The sequence below is a fragment of the Mesorhizobium sp. 10J20-29 genome, from assembly GCF_054130485.1.
The window spans coordinates 2,672,809-2,689,376 of record NZ_CP199156.1 but is presented as its reverse complement, the minus strand read 5'-3'; the positions used below and the strand labels follow the sequence as shown (position 1 = coordinate 2,689,376).

General features: G+C 64.8%; 14 protein-coding genes. 6 read left to right on the top strand and 8 right to left on the bottom strand.

Features of this window, described 5'->3' with window-relative positions; genetic code table 11:
* Positions 1–7: 7 nt before the first annotated feature.
* From ACT2BZ_RS12865 to ACT2BZ_RS12855, 3 genes are all read right to left on the bottom strand, one after another.
* Complete coding sequence (locus tag ACT2BZ_RS12865) at positions 8–1,147, bottom strand: ABC transporter ATP-binding protein (RefSeq protein WP_457935544.1); 1,140 nt, start codon at positions 1,145–1,147, stop codon at positions 8–10.
* Between the two features lie 72 nt (positions 1,148–1,219).
* Positions 1,220–2,317, bottom strand: coding sequence for a polyamine ABC transporter substrate-binding protein (locus ACT2BZ_RS12860; protein ID WP_457935543.1), 1,098 nt, complete (start codon positions 2,315–2,317; stop codon positions 1,220–1,222).
* Positions 2,318–2,468: 151 nt separating this feature from the next.
* Complete coding sequence (locus tag ACT2BZ_RS12855; protein ID WP_457935542.1) at positions 2,469–3,434, bottom strand: DMT family transporter; 966 nt, start codon at positions 3,432–3,434, stop codon at positions 2,469–2,471.
* A gap of 174 nt (positions 3,435–3,608) precedes the next feature.
* Here ACT2BZ_RS12855 and ACT2BZ_RS12850 point away from each other — a divergent pair, with 174 nt between their 5' ends.
* Positions 3,609–4,586, top strand: a complete 978-nt coding sequence (locus tag ACT2BZ_RS12850) for an NADPH:quinone reductase (RefSeq protein ID WP_457935541.1) — start codon at positions 3,609–3,611, stop codon at positions 4,584–4,586.
* A gap of 1 nt (position 4,587) precedes the next feature.
* Here the strand turns inward: ACT2BZ_RS12850 and ACT2BZ_RS12845 are convergent, their stop codons facing one another.
* Positions 4,588–6,018: a helix-turn-helix domain-containing protein gene (locus tag ACT2BZ_RS12845; RefSeq protein WP_457935540.1), complete on the bottom strand. Its 1,431-nt coding sequence runs from the start codon at positions 6,016–6,018 to the stop codon at positions 4,588–4,590.
* Positions 6,019–6,256: 238 nt separating this feature from the next.
* Between ACT2BZ_RS12845 and aceA the strand changes: the two genes are divergently transcribed.
* The 4 genes from aceA (at position 6,257) to ACT2BZ_RS12825 (ending at position 10,126) form a co-directional block, all read left to right on the top strand.
* A complete protein-coding gene (aceA, locus tag ACT2BZ_RS12840) occupies positions 6,257–7,570 on the top strand; it encodes an isocitrate lyase (RefSeq protein WP_457935539.1) in 1,314 nt (437 codons plus the stop codon).
* Between the two features lie 30 nt (positions 7,571–7,600).
* Positions 7,601–7,843 carry an SMc00767 family acetate metabolism repressor gene (locus ACT2BZ_RS12835; RefSeq protein ID WP_457935538.1) on the top strand — a complete coding sequence of 81 codons (243 nt, stop codon included), beginning with the start codon at positions 7,601–7,603 and terminating at the stop codon, positions 7,841–7,843.
* A gap of 222 nt (positions 7,844–8,065) precedes the next feature.
* Positions 8,066–8,560, top strand: a complete 495-nt coding sequence (locus tag ACT2BZ_RS12830) for a response regulator (RefSeq protein WP_457935537.1) — start codon at positions 8,066–8,068, stop codon at positions 8,558–8,560.
* A gap of 132 nt (positions 8,561–8,692) precedes the next feature.
* Positions 8,693–10,126 (top strand): glutamine synthetase family protein, encoded by a 1,434-nt coding sequence (locus tag ACT2BZ_RS12825; RefSeq protein ID WP_457935536.1) that lies wholly within the window; start codon positions 8,693–8,695, stop codon positions 10,124–10,126.
* A gap of 189 nt (positions 10,127–10,315) precedes the next feature.
* Here the strand turns inward: ACT2BZ_RS12825 and ACT2BZ_RS12820 are convergent, their stop codons facing one another.
* Positions 10,316–11,389 (bottom strand): hypothetical protein, encoded by a 1,074-nt coding sequence (locus ACT2BZ_RS12820; protein ID WP_457935535.1) that lies wholly within the window; start codon positions 11,387–11,389, stop codon positions 10,316–10,318.
* Positions 11,390–11,535: 146 nt separating this feature from the next.
* Here ACT2BZ_RS12820 and ACT2BZ_RS12815 point away from each other — a divergent pair, with 146 nt between their 5' ends.
* Positions 11,536–12,822, top strand: a complete 1,287-nt coding sequence (locus ACT2BZ_RS12815; protein WP_457935534.1) for an NAD(P)/FAD-dependent oxidoreductase — start codon at positions 11,536–11,538, stop codon at positions 12,820–12,822.
* Here the strand turns inward: ACT2BZ_RS12815 and ACT2BZ_RS12810 are convergent.
* The 3 genes from ACT2BZ_RS12810 to ACT2BZ_RS12800 form a co-directional block, all read right to left on the bottom strand.
* Entirely contained in the window at positions 12,819–14,135 is a 1,317-nt protein-coding gene (locus ACT2BZ_RS12810; RefSeq protein ID WP_457935533.1) for a Mur ligase family protein, read from the bottom strand. The two genes, ACT2BZ_RS12815 and ACT2BZ_RS12810, sit on opposite strands and share 4 nt — an antisense overlap.
* A gap of 132 nt (positions 14,136–14,267) precedes the next feature.
* The gene (locus tag ACT2BZ_RS12805) at positions 14,268–15,017 is read right to left on the bottom strand and encodes an SDR family oxidoreductase (RefSeq protein ID WP_457935532.1); all 750 of its coding nucleotides are present in this window, start codon (positions 15,015–15,017) and stop codon (positions 14,268–14,270) included.
* A 57-nt stretch (positions 15,018–15,074) separates the two neighbouring features.
* Positions 15,075–16,550, bottom strand: coding sequence for an aldehyde dehydrogenase family protein (locus ACT2BZ_RS12800; RefSeq protein ID WP_457935531.1), 1,476 nt, complete (start codon positions 16,548–16,550; stop codon positions 15,075–15,077).
* Positions 16,551–16,568 lie beyond the last annotated feature (18 nt).

Here is a 16,568-nt window from a genome sequence, read left to right as displayed (position 1 = left end):
GTCGCTCCTACCTCGTCAGCACGACGCCGGCGTCCGGCGGGAAGGAGATCCAGGCGCGGTCGTTCCAGCTCAGCGCTTCCTCGACTGCGCGCGAACTGTTGAGTGCGCTGGCCTTGACGACCTGCCCGTCGTCAAGCCTGACGTGGTAGATGGTCATGTCGCCGAGATAGGCGAGATCGTAGACCTCGCCCTCCATGGCGTTCGCGGCACCCTCGGGCCGGCGCGACGAGACCCTGATCTTTTCCGGCCGGATGGCGAAGGCGACGGCATTGCCGGCAGCCGCCTCGCCAGCATTGCCGACGACGATCTCGGCCCCGCTGGCGCCGGTGATGCGCACGCTGTCGTCGTCGCGCGCCGCAACCGTGCCCTCGAACATGTTCACATTGCCGACGAAGCCGGCAACGAAGCGCGAGATCGGCGCCTCGTAGACCTCGGCGGGGGTTGCCACCTGCATCACCTCGCCCTTGTCGAGAATGGCGATGCGGTCGGCCATGGTCATGGCTTCCTCCTGGTCGTGGGTCACCACCACGAAGGTCAGGCCGAGCGACTGCTGCAGATCCATCAGTTCGAACTGGGTCTCCTCGCGCAGCTTCTTGTCGAGCGCGCCGAGCGGCTCGTCGAGCAGCAGCACCTTGGGCCGCTTGGCCACCGAGCGGGCGAGCGCGACGCGCTGGCGCTGGCCGCCGGAGAGCTGGTGCGGCTTGCGTTTGGAGAATTGCTCCAGCTTGACGAGCTTCAGCATCTCGGCGACGCGCTGCTCGATCTGCGCCCTGGGCATGCCTTCCTGCTTCAACCCGAAGCCGATATTGGCCTCGACGGTCATGTGCGGAAACAGCGCGTAGGACTGGAACATCATGTTGACGGGCCGGCGGTAGGGCGGGATGCCGCGCATGTCCTGGCCGTCGAGCAGGATGCGGCCAGAGGTGGGCTCGTCGAATCCTGCAAGCATTCGCAAGAGCGTGGACTTGCCGCAGCCAGACGCGCCGAGCAGGGCAAAGAATTCCTTCTCGTAGATCGACAGCGACAAGTTGTTGACGGCGGTGAAGTCGCCGAACCGCTTGGTCACGTTCTCAAAGACGATGTAGGGCGTCGCCGATGGGTCGTTCCAGGGCGCGAACTCCCTCCTGATGCTGCCAAGCGATTTCATGTCCCCTCCGGACGCCGGTTGCCCCACTTGAAGTAAAAAGCCCCGGCGTTTGCGCCGGGGCTCCCTGGATGGTCACTGACCGGTAACGATCTTGGTCCAGATGCGGGTGACGCGACGCTGCGTCTTGGGGTCGAGCGGAACGGTGGTGAACAGGTTCGCCATCGTCTCCTCATCCGGATAGACCGCCGGATCGTCGATCACTTCCTCATCGAGCAGGGCCTGCGAGGCCTTGTTGCCATTGGCGTAGAAGACGTAGTTGGAAGCCTTGGCGATGACGTCTGGCCGCATGATGTAGTTGAGGAACTCATGCGCTTCCTCGACATGCGGCGCGTCGGCGGGAATCGCCATCTGATCGAACCACATCTGCGCGCCTTCCTTGGGGATCGAGTAATCGATCGCCACGCCCTGATCAGCTTCCGCCGCACGATCGCGGGCCTGGAAGACGTCGCCCGACCAGCCGACTGCCAGGCAGATGTCGCCATTGGCGAGGCCGTTAATGTATTCGGACGAATGGAACTTGCGGATCGACGGCCGGATGTTGAGAAGAAGTTCCTCGGCCTTGGCGAGTTCGTCCGCGTCGGTCGAGTTCGGGTCGAGCTTGAGATACTTCAGCGCCGCCGGGATCATCTCGGCCGGGGCGTCCAGCATGTAGACGCCGCAATCGGCGAGCTTGGCGAGGTTTTCCGGCTTGAACACGACGTCCCAGGTGTCGATCTTCTCGATGCCCAGCGCATCCTGCACCTTCTTGACGTTGTAGCCGATGCCGGTGGTGCCCCACATGTAGTTGATCGAGTATTCGTTGCCCGGATCGTAAACGGCGGTGCGCTCGGCCACCACGTCCCACATGTTGGACAGGTTGGGCAGCTTCGACTTGTCGAGCTTCTGGAACACGCCTGCCTGAATCTGGCGGGCGAGGAAGGTACCGGTCGGGACCACGACATCGTAGCCTGTGCCACCGGCGAGCAGCTTGGTTTCAAGGATTTCGTTGGAATCGAAGACGTCGTAGACGACCTTGATGCCGCTCTCCTTGGTGAACTCCTCAATGATGGAATCGTCGATGTAGTCGGACCAGTTGTAGACGTTCACGACGCGATCCTGCGCCTGTGCGGCGCCCGTCCATGCGATCAATGCGACGGTCGCCGCCGATAGCCAAAAACCTGTTGTCTTCATCTTGCATTCCCCTTTTTCTTGCCGGCCGAACACGCACCTCCCATGGCATCCCACCTGCTATGAGGTTCAGCCTATTGACGTTTTTCGGTCTCGACAAGGAGCAATCGACTTCCCATGCGGCAATGCAATATGCGGCGCGGGAGCCTCGCGGTCAGTGCGGCGAGGGCATGCCGGTGACGCCCGGCTTCTGCGGCCGCTGCTGGCGACGAAATTCCATACCGATGTGGACGAGCAAGGCAGCAAAGACGACGGCGCCACCGATCACCGTGCGCGTCGAAGGCACCTCGCCGTGGATCAGCCAGACCCAGATCGGGCCGAGCAGCGTTTCGAAGGTGCCGAGCAGGGCGGCGAAGGCCGCCGCGATCAAGCGCGCCCCGGTGGCGAAGAAGGCCAGGCCGAGGCCGAGATTGAGGGCGCCGAAGGCAAACAGAAGGGCGAAATCGGGGGCCGAGACGGCAAAGCCCGAGGCCTGCGTGGCGGCGAAGGCGGCGCCGATGGCGGTGCCCAGGCAGGTGGCCGGCGTCATGCGCACATGGGCGAAGCGGCGCGTGATGACTGTGGCGATGGAGAAGGCGACGGCGATCAGCAGCGCCAGGCCGTCGCCGACCGGCGAGACCGCGCCGCCAAGCGAATCCGAGACCATGATGGCGACCCCGCCGATCACGGCGGCAATGGCCACCCAAGTGGGCAGCGACACTTTCTCGCGGAAGAGGATGAAGGCGAGCAGCGCGGCGATCAGCGGAACGCCTGCCTGCATCAGGAGGATGTTGGCGACCGTCGTGTAGGCGAGCGCCACCACGAAGGAGGTCGAGGCGGTGGCGAAGCAGAAGGCGACGGCGATGCCCGGCAGTCCCATGTCGCGGAACAGCCTCAGCGTGCCGCGCGCGCCGTCGCGCAACAGCATGAAGCCGAGCAGGAAGGCGGCCGCCCAGAGCGAGCGCCAGAAGACGACCGTCCAGGAATCGGCGGTCTCAATGAAGCGGGCGATGGCGCCGCCAAAACTCCAGAATAGTGCCGAGAGGAAGACAAGCAGGAAGCCGCGGCGCTCGTCGCCCTGCCCCACCGGCGCAGGGATGGCAGCGGTGGGCAGCAAGGATGCAGCCGGCTTGTTGTTCATCTTCGGTCGCCGATCGCAGGGGCCAGGGTCGTGGCGGCAGGCCGCTCTGCTTTCACCGCTATTCAATAGAGGCAGCGCTGGCGTGGTCCAGCACTTGCTTCCTCTTGTGACAAGCCGATGCGTGGCTACATGCTAGGCGGCGGGGCGATCGCGTCGCAGACTGGAGATTCTTCGGTGAAAGCAGCTTGGTACGAGAAGAATGGCGCTGCGCGTGACGTGCTGGTCGTCGGCGAGATGCAGACGCCGGAACCCGGCGCCGGCGAGGTGCGTGTCAAGCTCGCGATGTCGGGCGTCAACCCGTCCGACGTGAAGAGCCGGCGCGGTCGGCCGATGGTCGGGCCGCGCATCGTGCCGCATTCGGACGGCGCGGGTGTCGTCGACAAGGTCGGTTCCGGCGTGCCGGAAACCCGTCTCGGCGAACGCGTCTGGATCTGGAACGGCCAGTGGAAGCGGGCGAACGGCACGGCGGCCGAGCATATCGTGCTGCCGTCAGCGCAGGCCGTCGTCCTGCCCGACGGGACGGATTTCGATGCCGGGGCGTGCCTCGGCATTCCGGCACTGACAGCGCTTCATGCCGTCGGACTGCATGGCGACATCGCCGGCAAGACACTGCTGGTGACGGGGGCCGCAGCGGCGGTCGGGCACTACGCCGTGCAGATTGCCAAGCTGCGCGGCGCGCGGGTGATCGGCACCGCTTCCAGGGACAGGCAGGCCCACGCGCGCGACGCCGGCGTGGATGAGGTGATCGACTATCGCAACGAGGATGTTGCAGAGCGCGTCAAAGCGCTGACCGGTGGCAGGGGCGCCGACGGCGTGATCGACATGGATCTGTCGACGACGGCCACCCTGCTGCCGAAGGGCCTGCTGGCGCCGCATGGCAAGCTGGTCTGCTACGGCTCGAATGTGGCGGGAGACATCCCGATCTCCTTCCCGGCGATGCTGTGGGGCAGCCTGACGCTGCAGGTCTTCGTCGTCTACGAGTTGCTGGCGAACGAACGGCAGGCAGCGGTTGCAGAACTGACGCGGCTGCTGGACGCCGGGGCGCTGAAACACTCGATCGGCGCGCGCTACGGGCTGGGTGAGATTGTCGCCGCGCACGAGGCCGTCGAGGGCGGGCGCGTCAACGGCAATGTGGTGCTGACGATCGCTTAGCCTACTGGAAATCGAAAGCGGAGAGGCCCGTCACCATCTCGTCCAGCCCGAGCGGCCGCGTCACCGGCGGCTCGGCGCGGGCGAGGCAGCCGACGCGCTCGCAGAGCCGGCAGGCGGGACCGATCGGGACGGCGACCGGCGCCTTGCCCGTCCCTGCTGGGAGCGCCGCGCCATAGACGATCTCGTCGCCGAAGCCGATGTCGCAGCCGAGCAGCATGGCGGTGCGGCGCGGCCGCTCATTGAAGGCGCCCTGCGGGCCCTCCAGCGTGCGGGCGATGGTCAGGAACTCCGCGCCGTCCGGCATCTCGACCGCCTCGACGAGAATCCGGCCGGGCTGCGCGAAGGCGGCATGCACGGCAAGTTTTGGGCAGCCGCCGCCGAACCGGCTGTGCGGAAAGCCGTGGGCGCCGGCGCGGCGGAAGCGGTTGCCGGCATTGTCGATCTCCAGCATGAAAAAGGGCACGCCCGAAGCGCCCGGCCGCTGCAGCATGGTCAGCCGGTTGGCCGCCTGCTCGAAGGAGACCCCGAAGCGCGACCTCAGCACATCCACGTCGTAGCGGGCGCGCACCGCCGCCGCCTGGAAAGCTTGGTAGGGCATCATCAGCGCGTGCGCGGCGTAGCGGCCGAGCTCGAAGCGGGCGAGCCGGCGCGCCTCATCCGACGACAGCGGCAGGGCCTGGATCTCGGCGGCAACAGCGACCGACATGCGGATCAGGCAGGCCTCCATGGCCACCTCGCGCAGCTGGTCGAAGGGCGACAGGCGCTCCGACAGGAACAGGCGCTGCGAATGGCGATCGTAGCGACGGCGCCAGTTCGGCATGGTGGCAACCGGCAGCACCTTCACGACGATGCCATATTCACGTTTCAGCCAGGCCTTCAGCGCGCCGAACAGGTCGTCACCCGGGTCGAGCAGCGCGGTGAAAGCCTCGGCCTCCTCCTCGAGAGCGGGAAAATGGTTGGCGCGGCGCTCGAAGATCTCGCGCACTTCGTCGATGGGAAGACGTGCGCCAGACAGGGCTGTCGCCTTGCCCTCGCGCGCCAGCACCTCGTTCAATCCCGACAGGCGCTCGGCCTGTTCGCGGTAGGCGCGGAACAGTTTTATCACCGCTGCCGAGGCATTGGGCGCGGCCTCGGCGATCTCTATCAGTTCCTGGTCGCCGGGCAGTTCGCCCGCCAGCAGCGGATCTGAAAACACCTCCTTGAGGGCGGCGATCGAGCCCCCCGCCTCGCCCTGCAACTCATGCGGATCGATCTTGTAAACGGAGGCGAGCTTGAGGATGAGCTGAACGGTCAGCGGCCGCTGGTTGCGCTCGATGAGGTTGAGATAGCTGGGTGAGATGCCGAGCCCCTCGGCCATTGCCGTCTGGGTCAGCCCTTTGGCGGTGCGGATGCGGCGGATGCGCGGCCCGGCGAAGATTTTCTGATCAGCCATTCGACCTCTTTGACAGGAATTTTACTGCCTGAACCATTCGCGCGACAGGAAGCGTTTCTTTACAGATTTGACAGATTTACGCCGGTGGGCGGTAAAAGCCAACACAGATTTTCCCTTATTTTTCGGTCTAAAGACCAAATTTCATGGCTTTGCGTGCGCTGCAATGCAAATCAAGTCACATCGAGATCGTCAGGTAGCGGCGATCCAAACCCACGGCACCAGCACTGGAGAGCATGCCATGACCGATTTTTACAACCTTGTTCCCTCGGCACCGGAAGGCCGCTTCGACGGCATCGACCGGCCCTACACGCCGGCCGACGTGAAGCGCCTGCGCGGCTCGGTGCAGATCCGCCAGACGCTGGCCGAGCAGGGCGCCAACCGGCTGTGGCAGCTGATCCACGAGGAAGACTTCGTCAACGCGCTCGGCGCCATGTCAGGCAACCAGGCGATGCAGCAGGTCCGCGCCGGGCTGAAGGCGATCTACCTGTCGGGCTGGCAGGTCGCCGCCGACGCCAACACGGCGGGCGCCATGTATCCCGACCAGTCGCTCTACCCCGCCAATGCGGCGCCCGAACTCGTCAGGCGCATCAACCGCACCCTGCAGCGCGCCGACCAGATCGAAACGGCGGAAGGCAACGGCCTGTCGGTCGACACATGGTTCGCGCCGATCGTCGCCGACGCAGAGGCCGGCTTCGGCGGTCCGCTCAACGCCTTCGAGATCATGAAGGCGTTCATCGAGGCTGGTGCGGCGGGCGTCCACTACGAGGACCAGCTGGCATCGGAAAAGAAGTGCGGCCATCTCGGCGGCAAGGTGCTGATCCCGACCGCAGCCCACATCCGCAACCTCAACGCGGCGCGGCTGGCCGCCGACGTGATGGGCACGCCCACCATGGTCATCGCCCGGACCGACGCCGAGGCCGCGAAGCTTCTGACCTCCGACATTGACGAGCGCGACCAGCCCTTCGTCGACTACGAGGCCGGCCGCACGCCCGAGGGCTTCTACCATGTCCGCAACGGCATCGAGCCCTGCATCGCCCGCGCGGTCGCCTATGCACCAAACTGCGACCTGATCTGGTGCGAGACCTCCAAGCCCGACCTCGAGCAGGCGCGGAAATTCGCCGAGGGCGTGCGCCGGCATCACCCTGACAAGCTGCTGGCCTACAACTGTTCGCCGTCGTTCAACTGGAAGAAGCACCTTGACGACGCAACGATTGCCAAGTTCCAGCGCGAGTTGGGCGCCATGGGCTACAAGTTCCAGTTCATCACGCTGGCCGGCTTCCATCAGCTGAACCACGGCATGTTCGAACTGGCGCGCGGCTACAAGGATCGCCAGATGGCGGCCTATTCCGAGCTGCAGGAGGCCGAGTTCGCCTCCGAGGCGAATGGTTACACCGCGACCAAGCACCAGCGCGAAGTCGGCACCGGCTATTTCGACGCCGTGTCGATGGCCATCTCCGGCGGCAAGTCGTCGACCACCGCGATGGGTGAATCAACCGAGCACGACCAGTTCAGACCCACGGAAAAGGCCGAGTTCCGGCCAGCAGCTGAATAGCCAACCGAATCCCAATTCAGGAGAAAAGCCATGAACGTCAGACCACAAGTCAAGGAACGCACCGAGGAACAGTCGTCGTCGATGAGCGCCGACCAGCAAGCGGCAACCCGGATGCTCGCCAACGACCTCCACCGCCTCAACCAGGCCGTCATGAAGGCGGTCGAGGCCGGCGTGTCGGTCGAGCTGGTCCGCTCGGCCCGCCACCACGGCGGCAACGGCAACTGGGGCGACCTGCTGATCCCGGTCATCGTCACCCAGCAGACACAGGGCTGAGGAGGCGAGCGGCGCGCAGATGACCTCCCTGCGCGCCGCCCTGCTCCCCGGCGCCTCGTCTCCACTCGCGTCGCGACGTGCCGGCGCCCGGGTTCCGGCCACTGCTTCAATTCGGTGTGAGAGCCGCAGGTTTTAACTAGCGGTTGCAATCGTCCCGACATATGATTTCAGTTGCAGGGCCGGCGGTCGACCGTACCCTGTTCTTGCTGCATCGGGGGGTAGATGACGACATTGCGGGTCGAGCCGGGATTTGACCAGGACAGGAGCCTGGCGACAGATGGCGCGTCGCGGCTTTCGCCCGATCTTTCCAAGGTTCTTGTCGTCGGCCAATCGCAGATCAACCGTATCGTCGTCTGCAAGATCGTCGAACGCTCCGGCCTGAAGCCGGTCTCGGAAACGCCGGTCACGGCCGTTCGCGTGCTGCCACTGATGTTTCCCGGTCTGGTCATACTGGACGGCGGACCCGATAATTCCGATTGTGACGCAGTCATCTCGGGCATTGCCGCCCTGCGTCGCGTCGCCGGCAAGAAGCTCCCAGCCGCGATCCTGCTTTCAACGCGCAGCGGTGATACGGCTAGCCTGGCGCTTGCGGAGGCGATCGACGCGGTGGTGACGAAACCGTTCACGACAGACCAGTTGCAGCCTGTCGTCGAGCGGCTGCTAAGCGCGGCGCGAGAAGCGGACCCGCAGGAGGCGACCGCAAGCAAGCAGCGCTGATCACTGATCGTGCCCCTGGGCCAATTGCGTGGGGGGACAAGATGTCTGCGGCTGCGCAGGATTCTCGCGCCCCCTTCCCTTCACCGTTGCCGAACGGCTATAGTCGGCTATTCGAAACATGATTGGTGATTGATGCCGCCTGCAAGAAAGGAAGCCCGTCCCTCCAGCCGCGTGGGACGCGCGCGTACCCCGGCGTTCGTGAAGAACATCCGAGGGGTAAAGAACTGGAAAGAAGTTAGCGGCTGGCTGGAATGGCGCGGTATCGAAGATATCGAATGCATCACGCCCGACCAGGCGGGCATCGCGCGCGGCAAGATGATGCCGTCGAACAAGTTCACCTCCAACACCTCGCTGGCGCTGCCTTCAGCTCCCTTCATGATGACGATCTCGGGCGGCTATCCGGAGAACGGCAACGGCTTCGCCTATCCGGAGGATGACGGCGACCTCAAGCTGATGCCCGACCTGTCGACGCTGTCGGTGGTGCCCTGGGAGGAAGACCCGACCGCACAGGTCATCTGCGACCTCGTCCACCAGGACGGCCGCTATGTCGAGTTCACGCCGCGCAACGTGCTGCGCCGCGTGGTTGCCGCATACGACAAGCAGGGACTGACGCCGGTCGTCGCGCCGGAAATCGAGTTCTACCTCGTGCGCAAGAACCCCGATCCCGACTACCCGCTGACCCCGCCGGTCGGCCGCTCCGGTCGCGCAATCGGTGGCGGCGCGGGCTATTCCATTGCCGGGGTCAACGAGTTCGACGAGCTGATCGACGACATCTACCACTTCTCCGAAAGCCAGGGTCTCGAGATCGATACGCTGATCCACGAAGAGGGTGCGGGCCAGCTCGAGATCAACCTCCGGCACGGCGATCCGGTGAAGCTCGCCGACCAGGTCTTCCTGTTCAAGCGCACGATCCGCGAGGCCGCGCTCAAGCACGAGACCTACGCAACCTTCATGGCCAAGCCGATGCAGGGCCAGCCGGGCTCGGCGATGCACATCCACCAGTCGATCATCTCCAGCAAGACAGGCAAGAACCTGTTTTCGGCCGAGGATGGCAGCGAGACAGACGCCTTCTTCCACTTCATCGGCGGCATGCAGAGGCACGTGCCGAGCGCGCTGGTGATGTTTGCGCCCTACGTCAACTCCTATCGCCGCCTGACGCAGGGCGTGTCAGCGCCGGTCAATACGAAGTGGGGTTACGACAACCGCACCACGGCGTTTCGCGTGCCGCGATCCGACCCCGCGGCCAGGCGCGTTGAGAACCGCATCCCCTCGTCGGACGCAAACCCCTATCTCGCACTGGCGGCATCGCTCGCCTGCGGCCTGATCGGCATGACCAAGAAGATCAAGCCGGACGACCCGATCGTTACCACGGCCAACGAGGACGAGATCGATCTGCCGCGCGGGCTGCTCGAGGCGGTCGACCTGTTCGAGGCGGACGAGGACCTGCGCGATGCGCTGGGTGCCAGCTTCGTGTCGACCTATGCGGCGATCAAGCGGGCCGAGTTCGAGACCTTCATGAAGGTCATCAGCCCTTGGGAACGCGAGTTCCTGCTGCTCAACGTGTGAGCGAGGGCGCGGCTCATGGAGCATGGCGCTGCCGCTATGTGACCGGACTGTTGGCGAGCATCACAGCCAGCAGACGAGGCGCGTCCAGTGGCGCGTTGCGGACGGACCGACCCGGTCGCACCTGAACTCCGGTTCGATCGCGAAAAATGCCGATCGGTTTGCCGGACATGGAGCATGATCAGATTGAACTCAGCTTGAACTTTCAGCAACGAGCCAGTCGATTATGGCTCCCGCGACGTCCTGGCTTGCCCCTTCGCGCACGACATGGAAATTGGCGATACCCGGCGCCGAATTCACATCCAGAATCCAGTAGTTTGAATCGGTTGCCGGCGCGCCGGGATCGGCAATCATCACATCCACAGCAGTGATGACCAGATCAGGAATGGCTTCGACCGCCCTCCTGACCCGATCGGCATAGCCGGGATGCAGACCGGGCGGACACCCGATGCCGTCCGCGCCAGTCGGAATATTGGAAGTCGCACGAAGAAAGACCCGCATGTCGGGGCCAGGAACGGACCCTCTGGTCGATCCTGCCATCGCCAGCATCCGGTCCGCTTCCGCATCCATGATGATCGGGGACCAGATCGGCAGCCCCGCGGCAATCGTTGCTTCGTTTCTCAAAGCTACGAGTTCTGCGACTGTCGCCGTGCCGTCGCCCACGACACTGGCAGGACGGTCGAGGCGTGTCGCGACAAGTTCGCCGCCCACGAACATGAAGCGGACGGCAGAACCCCTGACACTTTGCTCGACCAGTATGTTCTCAAAAGCGTGACCCGCGCTGGAGAAGGCCTGCTCAAAATGGAGCATGTCGCTGATATGCGGCACAACGCCTGCGCCCTTGAGGCCGTTGGTGGGCTTTATGCAGGCATCGCCACCGAGCGAGAGAAAGAATTCGCGCGCTGCGCCGATTTCGCTTCGCGAGAACAACCTACCCTTTGGAACGGAGTATCCGGCCTGTCGCAAGTGCTCGTTGACAATATGCTTGTTGCCGGTCACGTGCAGCGCCTTGCCGTTCACATGACGCCAGCGACGGCGCAAGAGGCCCCTCCGGCAATAGATGACAGCCTTGCGGTGCATGTAGACGCGGCGGCCAATCCTGAGGCGGAGCCACAGCTGCAAGGGTACGGACCTGCGCGGGCGGAATTCAACCTGGTCGGCGGCGATGCCCCGCGCTCTCGCAGCGTGAAACAGAAATCCGCTGTTGACGTCCGCCGCCCAGGCTTGAAGATCGAATGCAATCGGTTCCACTGATGCGTCGGTCATGATCGCCTCCTACCGCCTAGACCACGACTCCTCAATCCCTCATCTAGGCGCTGGATATTATCCGCCGGACCGTTCTTGCAAACGTTTGGGGATAAACCGATAGTCGGCCGGAACACATAACCGCCCCCCCAAACCAGACAGAAATAATGACATACCAATCCCCGATCTCCCCCGGCTATTCCTGGTACGAGGAGACTGCCGGCCCGCGGCCGGAATATCCGACGCTCGACGGCGACCGGACGGTCGATGTCGTCGTCATCGGCGGCGGTTTCACCGGGCTGTCGGCAGCCACGCATCTGGCCAAGGCAGGAACCAGCGTCGCCCTGATCGAGGCGCACCGCTTCGGCGATGGCGCGTCCGGCCGAAACGGCGGCCAGCTCGGAACCGGTCAGCGCGCCGGCGCGGAGGAACTGGAGGCCGAGTTCGGCTTCGAACGCGCCAAGGCGCTGTTCGACGTTGCCGAGGAAGCCAAAGCGCATCTGCTCGATTTCGCCGCCACCAACAAGATCGACATCGATTTCCGGCCCGGCCACCTCAACGTGTCCCACAAGAAGCGCGAGTTGCCCGAGTACAAGGAACATGTCGAGGCGATGACCACGCGCTTCGGCTACAAGCACCTGACATATATGGATGCCGCCGAAGCAGCCGAGCGGCTGGGGTCCGATCACTATTATGGCGGGGTGCGCGACACCGGCACCGGCCATATCCACCCGCTCAAGCTGGTCATCGGCACGGCGCGGGTGGCGGCGGAAGCCGGCGCCCAGCTATTCGAAAACACGCGCTCAACGGGCATTTCCGTCAATGGCGGCAAGGTGATCGTCACGACGGCGAGCGGCACGATCACGGCCCAGAAATGCCTGATCGCGGTCAACGCCTATGGTGGCGACCTGGAGCCGAAGAGCGCTGCTCATGTCATGCCGATCGGCTCCTTCATCGGCGCCACCGTGCCGCTCGGCGACGACAGCCCGGTGCTGCCCGGCTGGGAATCAGCATCGGACTCGCGCTTCGTGGTACGCTATTTCCGTAAGTCGCCTGACGGGCGCCTGCTGTTTGGCGGGCGCGAGATTTATGGCGTCAACGACCCCAAGGACATCCACATCCACATCCGCAAGCAGATCGCCGAGCTTTACCCGGCGCTAAAGGATGTCGAGATCACGCATGGCTGGGGCGGCTTTGTCGGCATCACCATGCCGCGCAAGCCCTATGTGCGCGAAGTAATGCCGAACGTCATTTCGGCGGGTGGTTACTCCGGCCACGGCGTCATGCTGTCGAACTATGTCGGCAAGCTTTACGCCGAGACCGTTGCCGGCAACCGCGACCGGCTGAAGCTGTTCGAGGAACTGAAGATTCCGGCCTTTCCAGGCGGCCGGCGGTTTCGCGCGCCGCTGCTGTTCCTGGCGCTCAACTGGTTCGCACTGCGCGACCGGATCTAGTCACGGTCGAGGCCGGGTCCGCCATCCATGGTCAGGCGCCGACGCTTCTCGCGCCGGCTGAGCGTGGAATGTTCCTCGAAGGGCAGGTCAAAGAGACCGCAGCTGCGACAGTCCACCTGCTTGCCGCAGGCATCGACCCAGCACTGGACGTCATGCGTGAAGCTCAGCGCGATACGTTCGAGATGCAGGTTCGACGAACCCTTGATGAGGATCAGTTCGTCGGCAACCGCCGTGTGGCGGATGTGATCTGCGGCGGGTTTGACCGAGACGAACTCTTGGAACCTGCCGGTATCCCGGTCTTCCTGCGAGGCCCGCGAACGGTGAGAATTGTCGCCTACGAAGATCACCTCGTCGCTGGCCTCGCTGGCCGCCTGGTACGCATTGCCGTATTTGCGCGTCGAACCGGCATAATCGGAGATGTGGCCGAGCACGATGCGCTTGCGCCCCGCGGTGGCGGCGCCGATCATGTCGAAGGCCAGGTTGAGCGAGTGCCATGGCGCCTTGGCGGTATCGAGAATGAAGTCCGGACCGCCCGGGATGGCCATCACCTCGCCCCGAATGATCAGCGGCGCAAAGGTTGCGGCCTGGCTGGCCACGACCTCCGGCGCCATGCCCAGTTCGAGCGCAGCCGCCGCCGCCGCGGCGACCGGCATCCAGAAGTGGGAGGCCGGGAAGCGTGTTTTCAGCGCCAGGTCGCCGGCAGGCCCGCGCAGGTTGAAGCTCAGCGTGTCGGGATAGGCCGCGTGGATGTCGAAGACCCGGTAATCCGCCTCCGGCGAGGTGCCGAAGGTAACTACGCGTTCGCCGGTCAGCGCCGCCATGCCGCGGACATTCTCGTCGTCGGCGTTGAGCACGACAAGGCCGCCGGGCAGCACGCCCTGGACGAGTGCGGCCTTCTCGGCGGTGACAGCCTCGATCTTGCGGAAGGCGGAATAGTGCTCGAGCCGGACCAGCGTGACGATGCCGACATGCGGCTTCAGCAGCGCCGTCATGGGGCCGATATCGCCGGGGCCCGCGGCGCCTAGCTCGACGACGACGTAGTCAATGCCGCTGTGATCCCTCCGCAGGAATCGCGTCAGCATCCCCATGGTATTGCGGAACAACTGGCTCGCGGCCGGCGCCTGGCCGGAGATCATATGGGCGAGCAGCGCGGTGGTGGTGGACTTGCCGGAACTGCCGGTTACGCCGATGTACCGGGCGGTACTGCGCTTGCGCGCACGGCGGGAAAGGAATGCCCGGTACGAGACCTTGGCGCGCCTGAGCCTCGGCCTAAGCCAGTTCCTGAAGGGTCCGTTCTTATCCAGAAGACGCATGCAGAATGATCCGATTTGACGGCAAAAACTGGCAAGAAATGCCGAAAAATAGCCAAGTCTGCGAGGAGAGTTGGCCGGGTGGCTGAAAAGCAGCCCTATACCCGGGTATTCTGCACGAGTTGCCGTGCATGTTCAAATGCAGCGGCCGCCATCGACCTCCAGCGCCACGCCGGTGATGAAGGCCGCCTCGTCGGAGGCGAGCCAGAGGGCGGCATTGGCGATGTCGAGCGGGGTCGACAGACGGCCGAGCGGAATCGAGGCGCGGAACTTGTCACGCAATTCCGGCGTGTCCTCTCCCATGAATTTCGCCAGCATGCCGGTCTCGCCGGCGACGGGGCAGAGACAGTTGACGCGGATGTTCTTCGGCGCCAGTTCGACGGCCATCGACTTGGTGGCGGTGATCGCCCAGCCCTTCGAGGCATTGTACCAGGTGAGGCCGGGGCGCGGGCGCAGGCCGGCAGTCGAGGCGGTGGTCAGGATGACGCCGCCGCCGCGGCGCTCCATCATCGGCACGACGGCGATTGCGGCGTGGTAGATCGCCTTCATGTTGACCGCGGTGATGAGGTCGAAGACATCCTCGCCGACTTCCAGCATGTCGCCGTTGCGATGGGTGTAGCCGGCATTGTTGACCATGATGTCGACGCCGCCGAAAGAGCTCTTGGCGGCATAGACCATGGCCTCGACATCGGAGCGGACCGAGACGTCCGTGGTGATGGCGATCGCCGCGCTGCCGATCTCTCCGGCGACGCGTTCGGTACCCTTGGTATTGAGGTCGGCGACAACGACCTTCGCGCCCTCCTCGGCGAAGCGCTTTGCCATGCCCTCACCAAAACCGGAGGCGGCACCGGTGACGATGGCGACCTTGCCTGCGAGGCGACTCATGATTTGGCTCGCCAGGTTGCGACGCATGCGGCGCGGAATGAAGTCATCGAAAAATTCTCATCCATGGTTGAACACGATCGTCTTGGTGGCAGACATGTCGTAGAGCGCCTCGAACCCTTTTTCGCGGCCATGGCCGGAGCGCTTGAAGCCACCGAAGGGAAGCTCGACGCCGCCGCCGGCGCCGTAGGCGTTGACGAAGACCTGACCGGCGCGCACGCGCTTGGCGACGCGGTGTTGGCGGGCGCCGTCGAGCGTCCAGATCCCGGCGACGAGGCCGTAGTCGGTGGAATTGGCTAGCCGCACGGCCTCCTCCTCACCCTCGAACGGAAACAGCGACAGGACCGGCCCGAAGATTTCTTCCTGGGCGATCGGGGCATCCGGCGGGACATCACCGAACAGGACCGGCGCGAAATAGTAGCCACCCAATGGTGCGTCGTTGCTTACCGAGCCGCGCGACAGAACTGGGATTCCGGCGGCCTCGGCGTCGGCAACCATGGCGGCGACGCGGTCGCGCTGCTGTGCACTGATCAGCGCGCCGAGATCGAGGTCGGCCTCGTGCGGGCCGGCGACGAGTTTTGAAAAGCGCTCGGCCAGGGCATTGGCCACGCGGTCATAGACCGGGCGCTCGATCAGCACGCGGCTGCCGGCCGAGCAGGTCTGGCCGCCATTCTGGATCACCGCGTTGACGAGGACCGGCAGCGCCCTGTCGAGATCGGCGTCGGCAAAGACGATCTGCGGCGACTTTCCGCCGAGTTCCATCGTGACGCCACGGTTGTTGCGGGCGGCGGCCTGCTGGATCGCCGTGCCGGTGGCGGGCGAGCCGGTGAAGGTGACGTAGTCGACACCGGGGTGGCCCGAGAGTGCCGCGCCCGCCGTGGCGCCATAGCCGGTGACGACATTGAAGACGCCGGCCGGAATGCCGGCTTCGAGCGCCAGCTCGGCGATCCGGATGGTGGTTAGCGAGGCGTCCTCAGCCGGCTTGACGACAAGCGTGTTGCCCATGGCGAGCGCGGCGCCGGCAACGCGGGCGAGAATCTGCAGCGGATAGTTCCACGGAATGATGCCGGCGACGACGCCATGCGGCTCGCGCAGCGTGAGCGCCGTGTAGCCTTCCAGAAAGGGAATGGTCTGGCCGTGGACCTTGTCGCCGGCGCCGCCGTAGAACTCGTAATAGCGGATGGCGGCGGTGACATCGGCCCTGCCCTGGCGCAGCGGCTTGCCGGTGTCGCGCGATTCGAGTGCGGCGAGTTCGGTCGCGTTCTCTTCGACCAGCCGCGACAACCTGGTCAGAAGCCGACCGCGCTCGAAGGCCGGCATCGCCGGCCACGGACCGGCCTCGAAGGCGTGGCGCGCGGCGCCCACAGCCAGGCCGACATCTGCCTCGCCCGAGGCCGGAATGGAGGCGAAGGCCTTGCCGTCGGACGGGCAAAGGACATCGATTCGCGCGCCCGAAAGAGCGTCCGCGTGCTTGCCATTCACCAGTTGCTGGAACGCACGGCCGTCGGCGACATCTGTCGAAATATGTGCACCCACCGCCGATTCTCCTTTGAA

Coding starts and splice junctions, on each gene's coding strand:
- ACT2BZ_RS12805 (WP_457935532.1), bottom strand. CDS start 15,017: ATGAGTCGCCTCGCAGGCAAGGTCGCCATCGTCACCGGTGCCGCCTCC.
- aceA (WP_457935539.1), top strand. CDS start 6,257: ATGACCGATTTTTACAACCTTGTTCCCTCGGCACCGGAAGGCCGCTTC.
- ACT2BZ_RS12865 (WP_457935544.1), bottom strand. CDS start 1,147: ATGAAATCGCTTGGCAGCATCAGGAGGGAGTTCGCGCCCTGGAACGAC.
- ACT2BZ_RS12845 (WP_457935540.1), bottom strand. CDS start 6,018: ATGGCTGATCAGAAAATCTTCGCCGGGCCGCGCATCCGCCGCATCCGC.
- ACT2BZ_RS12815 (WP_457935534.1), top strand. CDS start 11,536: ATGACATACCAATCCCCGATCTCCCCCGGCTATTCCTGGTACGAGGAG.
- ACT2BZ_RS12860 (WP_457935543.1), bottom strand. CDS start 2,317: ATGAAGACAACAGGTTTTTGGCTATCGGCGGCGACCGTCGCATTGATC.
- ACT2BZ_RS12835 (WP_457935538.1), top strand. CDS start 7,601: ATGAACGTCAGACCACAAGTCAAGGAACGCACCGAGGAACAGTCGTCG.
- ACT2BZ_RS12810 (WP_457935533.1), bottom strand. CDS start 14,135: ATGCGTCTTCTGGATAAGAACGGACCCTTCAGGAACTGGCTTAGGCCG.
- ACT2BZ_RS12830 (WP_457935537.1), top strand. CDS start 8,066: ATGACGACATTGCGGGTCGAGCCGGGATTTGACCAGGACAGGAGCCTG.
- ACT2BZ_RS12825 (WP_457935536.1), top strand. CDS start 8,693: ATGCCGCCTGCAAGAAAGGAAGCCCGTCCCTCCAGCCGCGTGGGACGC.
- ACT2BZ_RS12820 (WP_457935535.1), bottom strand. CDS start 11,389: ATGACCGACGCATCAGTGGAACCGATTGCATTCGATCTTCAAGCCTGG.
- ACT2BZ_RS12855 (WP_457935542.1), bottom strand. CDS start 3,434: ATGAACAACAAGCCGGCTGCATCCTTGCTGCCCACCGCTGCCATCCCT.